This window comes from Prosthecobacter sp., assembly GCF_044373815.1.
Classification (GTDB): domain Bacteria; phylum Verrucomicrobiota; class Verrucomicrobiia; order Verrucomicrobiales; family Verrucomicrobiaceae; genus Prosthecobacter.
In genome coordinates this window covers 1-6182 of sequence record NZ_JBIPNG010000404.1, presented here as the reverse complement: position 1 = coordinate 6182, position 6182 = coordinate 1, and the positions used below count along the sequence as shown (strand labels likewise).

Genomic DNA, 6182 nt, shown 5'->3' with positions numbered 1-6182 from the left:
TCCCACAGCAGCAGGCCGGCGCTTTCCAGAAGCTCGCGCACGGCCCAGCCGCCGAGGATGGCCAGCTTGACGGTGTGAAGGAAGTCATCGCTGCTGAGACCGGACATCATCAGCGCCTCCTGCTTGCTCGCGGCGCGGTCTTCAGGCTCGTATTTGCTGGTGAGGTCATAGATGGGGCGCTCCAGCATTTCCCACACGCCCATGGGCTTGGAGATGCCGAGTTCCTGCTCGTAGCTGCGCTTGGCCGCTTCGCTGAGCCCCTGGTATTTTTTCAGGATCGAAGAGCCGCTCGTCACACCAAAGCGCACGATGTACTCCAGAGGCACCACGTACGTGGCGCTCTGGTGAAACTGAGCGTAGTCAAAGACGTGGGTGCCCAGCAGATTGCGCTGCGGCGGGTGCATCACCGGGAAGCGGCGCACGACATTGTAGCAGCTCGGATTGGCGGGGAGGCCAGAGCGGACGATCTCACCCGTCACGGCATCCACCATGCCGATGTGGTGCGTCGCAGCACCGCGCTCCAGCATCGTTTCCAGAGGGCCCGTGAGCAGTTCTTTGCGCCAGGCGGCGTCCATCGGCGTGTTTTCGATGGCGGTTTTCACGCGCTGCCAGGTTTCCGGCTGGGCGAGGCGGGAGTACATGGCGTGGCGGAAGATGGCGCGGTTCAGGTCGTTGCCTTCGATGTTGAAGATCGAGCCGACGTCAAAGACGGAGCCTGCTGGCGTGGTCTCGCACACGACGTAGCCCGGATGATCTAGCACGGCGTAGAGATTTTGCACGGAGCCGCGATAGACGGGCTCGCCGAGTTTCGAGAGATCGAGATGCGTGGGCGCTGGGGCGGGATGGGACATGGTTCCGGGGAAAAACAACGGATTCCGTGCCTGTGCAACTGCGAACAGAGTTCAGGTTGAGGTGAACTTTGTTCTTTGAACTTTAAACTTTCGGCCCAAACTCCGCCCTCCATGTCCGAAGCCGCCGCCACACCTCCCGCCTCCCTTGATTTCATCCGTGAAATGATCGCTGCCGATCTCGCCGCAGGTCGCAACGGCGGTCAGGTCGTCACCCGTTTCCCGCCGGAGCCGAATGGCTACCTCCACATTGGCCACGCCAAGAGCATCTGCCTGAACTTTGGCCTCGCCCAGGAACATGCACCGAATTCGCGCTGCCACCTGCGCTTTGACGACACGAATCCCACCAAGGAGGAAGTGGAGTACGTGGACAGCATCATGGCGGATGTGAAATGGCTGGGCTTTGACTGGGGCGAGCACCTCTTTTACGCCAGCGACTATTTTGAAAAGCTCTACGGCTTTGCCGAGCAACTGATCACCAAGGGCCTCGCCTATGTGGATGATCAGACGCATGAAGAGATGCGCGCGAACCGTGGCACCCTCACCTCCCCCGGTACTCGCAGCGCGGGCGCTGACCGCAGCGTGGAGGAAAACCTGGATCTCTTCCGCCGCATGCGGAAGGGCGAGTTCAAGGAAGGCGAAAAAGTTCTGCGCGCCCGGATCGACATGGCATCGCCGAACATGAACCTGCGTGATCCGGCCCTCTACCGCATCCTGCATGCCCATCATCACCGCACTGGCGATGCCTGGTGCATCTACCCGATGTATGACTACGCGCATCCGCTGAGCGATGCGCTGGAAAGCATCACCCACAGCCTCTGCACCCTGGAGTTTGAGCACCACCGCCCGCTCTACGAATGGCTCATCAACAACGTCGATGGCCTGCCCGGTGCGCCGTATCAGCGCGAGTTTGCACGCCTGAACCTCACCTACACGGTGATGAGCAAGCGCAAGCTGCTGCGTCTGGTGAAGGACGACCTCGTCAACGGCTGGGATGATCCGCGCATGCCCACCATCAGCGGCATGCGCCGCCGTGGCATCACTGCGGCTGCGATTCGCAGCTTCTGCAAAACGATCGGCCTGACGAAGTTCAACTCGCTCACGGAGATCGCCCTGCTTGAGCACTCCATCCGCGAAGACCTCAACAAGATTTCCCATCGTGCCTACGGCGTGCTGCGCCCGATCAAGGTGGTGATCACGAACTATCCGGAGGATCAGGTCGAGCACTTCGAAGCGCCGAACCACCCTGAAGATCCTGCAGCGGGCACGCGTCAGGTGCCGCTTTGCCGTGAGCTTTACATCGAGTCCGACGACTTCATGGAGTTCCCTTCCGACGGTTTCCACCGCCTCAAGCCCGGCGGCGAAGTGCGCCTGAAGTTTGCCTTCTGCATCATCTGCCAGGAGATCATCAAGGATGAGGCTGGGAATATCGTGGAATTGCGCTGCACGTATGACGATGCCACCCGCCACGGCAAAAAGCCCGAAGGCCGCACCAAGCCGAAAGGAATCATTCACTGGGTGAGCGCCCGCCATGCCGTGGATGCTGCTGTGCGTCTCTATGACCGCCTTTTCACGGTGGAGACGCCGGATGCTGATGCCGGTGAGGACGGAGATTTTGCGAAGTTCCTGAATCCCGCGTCGTGTGAAACGATCACCAACGCGAAGCTGGAGCCCTCACTGAAGGATGCCGCCCCCGGCACGCATTGGCAGTTTGAGCGCGTCGCTTACTTCTACGCTGACCCGATCGATTCGAAACCCGGTGCTCCGGTGTTTAATCGCACGGTGACGCTGAAGGATGGGTGGGTGAAGAAGTAGGAGGCGGCCATTCCATTTTTCTCCCAAGGTTGTTTTAGCGTGGGGGGCAAGTGCTGTCACATTGTGCCTGCATCTGTCATCCCCTCTCCTTATGAAACTGATCCGTGATATTTTGGTGCTCGCCTCGGGCATTGTGTCGGCTCTTTACCTGCTGAACGTTGGCTTTGGCGTGGCGGAGTTTATTCCGGACAACATCCCCATCTTTGGTAATCTGGATGAAGCGGCGGCGACTGCGCTGCTGATCAACTGCCTGGCGTACTTCGGCGTGGATATTGGGCACTTCCTGCGGCGCAAGGGGACGGAGGAGAAACCGGCTCCGAAGACGCATGATATTGATGTGGAGACGAAGTAGGCCGAACTTCGGAGTTCGGTTGGGATGAGAACGAACATCCATGGTGACTATTCAGGAGCCCTCTAAAGTCAGCCAGATGAAGGGGGCTGATTCGCCAGCGGGGAGGCCGATGTGCGCTCCCGACGTTTGCAGCTGCCCCCTCACCCAGCCTCTCCCCGAAGAAGACATGCGCCAAGCCATACCCTCGACGGGGAGAGGGGGACGCATTGCGGCTCCGATGAAGTTTCCATGTGATCCAGCGCGAATCCCCTCTCCCCGCCCAAGGCTCCGTTGCTCCATATCTCTTTCGGGGAGAGGCTGGGTGAGGGGCGAGATTTCGGGAGCGCACATTGCGCCTCCGCAGAACCTGAATAGTCGCCTTGGAAGTTCCTCTACACCACCACATCTGCCGAAGGCACCTGCGTCTTCATCTCCGCATGTGAGCCGTGGATAAGGCTCCATTTCAGGCCGGGGCAGTAGCGGGACTCCCAGGCATCGCGACGGATGAGGGTGTCGGCAGCGCCGTGGCGGAGGTAGGGGAAGTGGCGCTTGTGATGGAGGGCGAGGCGCAGCGGGGCGAGGTCTTCGCTGAAGCTGACGAGATGCAGCGGGCGGATGGGGCCTTTGGCGGCTTCAGCTTCGTAGAGGAGGATGACGGCGAGCCCGGTGGCGGCGGTGGCAAGCTGCGTATCCCAGACGATGAGCGGCGGGGACTCGGCAGGCAGGCGCAAATGCTGGATGAGCTGGGACTCGATGGCGGGATCGAGCTGCGGTGTCGTGGGAAGAATGCGGCCGCTGGGGATGTGCCGGATGGCGGGCGGCTCGCCATTGAGTTCGTAGTCGCCCTCGTGCTGCGGTTTGGTGGAAGTGCGCTTGGGATGCGTGACGGGATGGTCCACATCTTCGATGGGCAGAATCTCGCGGCGCTCGCGGTAGAGCGGCATGAAGCGGTCTTCCAGAATGCTCTGGCGGATCTCGCGCATTAGCTGGTGGTAGAAGTGGATGTTGTGCTGACCCACGAGCGTCCAGCCCAACTGCTCCTGCGTTTTGGTAAGATGGTGCAAGTAGGCGCGACTGTGGGAAGCGCATACCGGGCAGGTGCAAGTGGGATCAAGACGATCCTCGCTGAATTTGTAAACGGAGCGGCGCAGCTCGACAATGCCGCGTGAAGTGAAGGCGGTGCCGCGCTTCGCCACCTGCGTGGGGATGATGCAGTCAAACATGTCCACGCCACGATGCACGGCCTCCAGCACATCCACCGGCGTGCCGACACCCATGAGATAACGGGGGCGGTCTGCGGGGAGCAGCGCGGCGGTGAGCTCGCACACGTCTTCGCGTTCGTTTTTTTCCTCACCGACGGCGAGGCCGCCGATGGCGAAGCCGTCGAAGTCGAGCTGCATGAGGCCAGCGGCGCTTTCGCGGCGGAGCTGTGGATACAAAGCCCCCTGCACGATGCCAAACATGGACTGCGGCGAGTCCTCACGTGCAGCGAGGCTGCGCACGGCCCAGCGCTGCGTCACCTGCAGGGCGGCGCGCGCGGTTTTTTCATCGGCAGTGGATGGGATGCACTGGTCCAGCACCATCATGATGTCGCTGCCGATGGCGCGCTGCGTTTGAATGCTGAGCTCCGGGCTGAGCAGGATGCGCTGGCCATCCACGTAGCTTTGAAACACGGCCCCCTTCTCCGTCATGGAGCGTGAGTGCGGCAGCGAGAAGATCTGATAGCCGCCGGAGTCCGTGAGCACGGAGCCCGGCCAGTTCATGAAACGGTGGATGCCGCCGAGCTTAGTGAAGACATCAGGACCAGGACGCAGCAGGAGGTGGTAGGTGTTTGCCAGCAGGATCTGCGAGCCGGAGGCGTGCAGGGACTCCTGCGTCTGCGCCTTTACCGTGGCCTGCGTGCCCACGGGCATGAACAGCGGCGACTGAATGGTGCCGTGCAGCGTGTGAAACGTCGTGGCGCGGGCATGCGAGTCGCTGGCCTGGGCATCGAGCTGGAACTGGAGACGGGAGGGCGACACGCGATTACTTCTCCGCCATCATGGCCCGCAGGCCGGAGAAGAAGTTGGTGTTTTCCTCCTGCGTCGTGGTTTCGTTCATGTGCTTGGTGTAGTCGAGTTCTTCCACGTACTTGCGGTCGAGCTCCTTGAGGAAGGTGCTGGGCATGTTGCTCTGCTTCTTGCCCCACTTCATGCGCGTACGCGTGTGGCTCAATGTCAGCTTCTGCTTCGCACGGGTGATGCCCACGTAGAACAGGCGGCGCTCTTCATCCACACGACCTTCGTCAAAGCTGCGTTTGTGCGGGAGGATCCCCTGCTCCATTCCCGGCAGAAACACGACCGGAAATTCGAGCCCCTTGGAGGCATGCATGGTGATCAAGCACACGCCTTTTTTCTTTTCGATGTCGTCCTTTTCTTCGCGCTCATCATTGAGGCTGACTTCATCCAGGAAACCCGCGAGGCCGCTGGCGCGATCGCGCTCCGCATGACTGGTCATGCTTTTGTACAGTTCATTGATGCCGTTCTCCCAACCGGCAAAATCCTCCGGCTCCTTGGCTGCTTTTTTGAGATGCTCCATGTAGCCGGTCTCAAGAATCAGGGCCTGCGTCATGTCCACCAGATTGGTTCCGGGGGTGCTGGCCGGGCCTGAGTATTTGACGATGAGAGCCGTGAAAAGGCGGATGGCATTGCGCCCTTTCTCGGGGATCTGGCGCAGGAATTCCTCATCGCACAGCGCCACCCAGATGCTGTGGTGCTTCTCCATGCTGCGCTCACGCGCGAGCTCGGCGGTGGCGCTGCCGATGCCACGGGTGGGCGTGTTTAAAATGCGCAGCAGCGCCATGTCATCGTGCGGATTGTGCAGCACGCTGAGGTAGCTCACAATGTCCTTCACCTCACGCCGGTCAAAGAAGCTGCGCGCACCCACCACACGGTAGGCGATCTTGCGCTGGCGGAAGGCCTGCTCAAGCACGCGCGACTGATCATTGGTGCGGAAGAGCACGGCAAAATCTTCCAGCGGCTGCTTGTTCGCGAAGTGGGCGGTTTCCACTTCCTTCGCAATCATGTCCGCCTCCTCCTTGTCATCCTCATTGGCAATGAGGCGGACGAGATCGCTGCCATGATTGCGGCTCCACAGGGACTTTGGGCGGCGGCCCACGTTGTTTTTGATGAGGCTGTTTGCCGTGTGCA

5 protein-coding genes are annotated in these 6182 nt (G+C 60.8%); 2 read left to right on the top strand and 3 right to left on the bottom strand.

The features are described 5' to 3' along the window. Positions 1 to 851, bottom strand: an 851-nt coding sequence (locus ACIREA_RS24395) for a hypothetical protein (protein ID WP_397384945.1), incomplete at its 3' end; no start/stop codon positions are given. Positions 852 to 962: 111 nt separating this feature from the next. Here ACIREA_RS24395 and ACIREA_RS24390 point away from each other — a divergent pair. Both ACIREA_RS24390 and ACIREA_RS24385 read left to right on the top strand, forming a co-directional pair. Then, positions 963 to 2663: a glutamine--tRNA ligase/YqeY domain fusion protein gene (locus ACIREA_RS24390; RefSeq protein WP_397384944.1), complete on the top strand. Its 1701-nt coding sequence runs from the start codon at positions 963 to 965 to the stop codon at positions 2661 to 2663. 91 nt (positions 2664 to 2754) lie between these two features. Next, positions 2755 to 3015, top strand: a complete 261-nt coding sequence (locus tag ACIREA_RS24385) for a DUF1232 domain-containing protein (RefSeq protein ID WP_397384943.1) — start codon at positions 2755 to 2757, stop codon at positions 3013 to 3015. Positions 3016 to 3386: 371 nt separating this feature from the next. On the opposite strand, the gene tgt is transcribed toward ACIREA_RS24385, so the two are convergent. Further along, positions 3387 to 5015, bottom strand: a complete 1629-nt coding sequence (gene tgt / locus ACIREA_RS24380; protein WP_397384942.1) for a tRNA guanosine(34) transglycosylase Tgt — start codon at positions 5013 to 5015, stop codon at positions 3387 to 3389. A 4-nt stretch (positions 5016 to 5019) separates the two neighbouring features. After that, positions 5020 to 6182: ATP-dependent helicase (locus ACIREA_RS24375; RefSeq protein WP_397384941.1), on the bottom strand; the 1163-nt coding region annotated here is incomplete at its 5' end.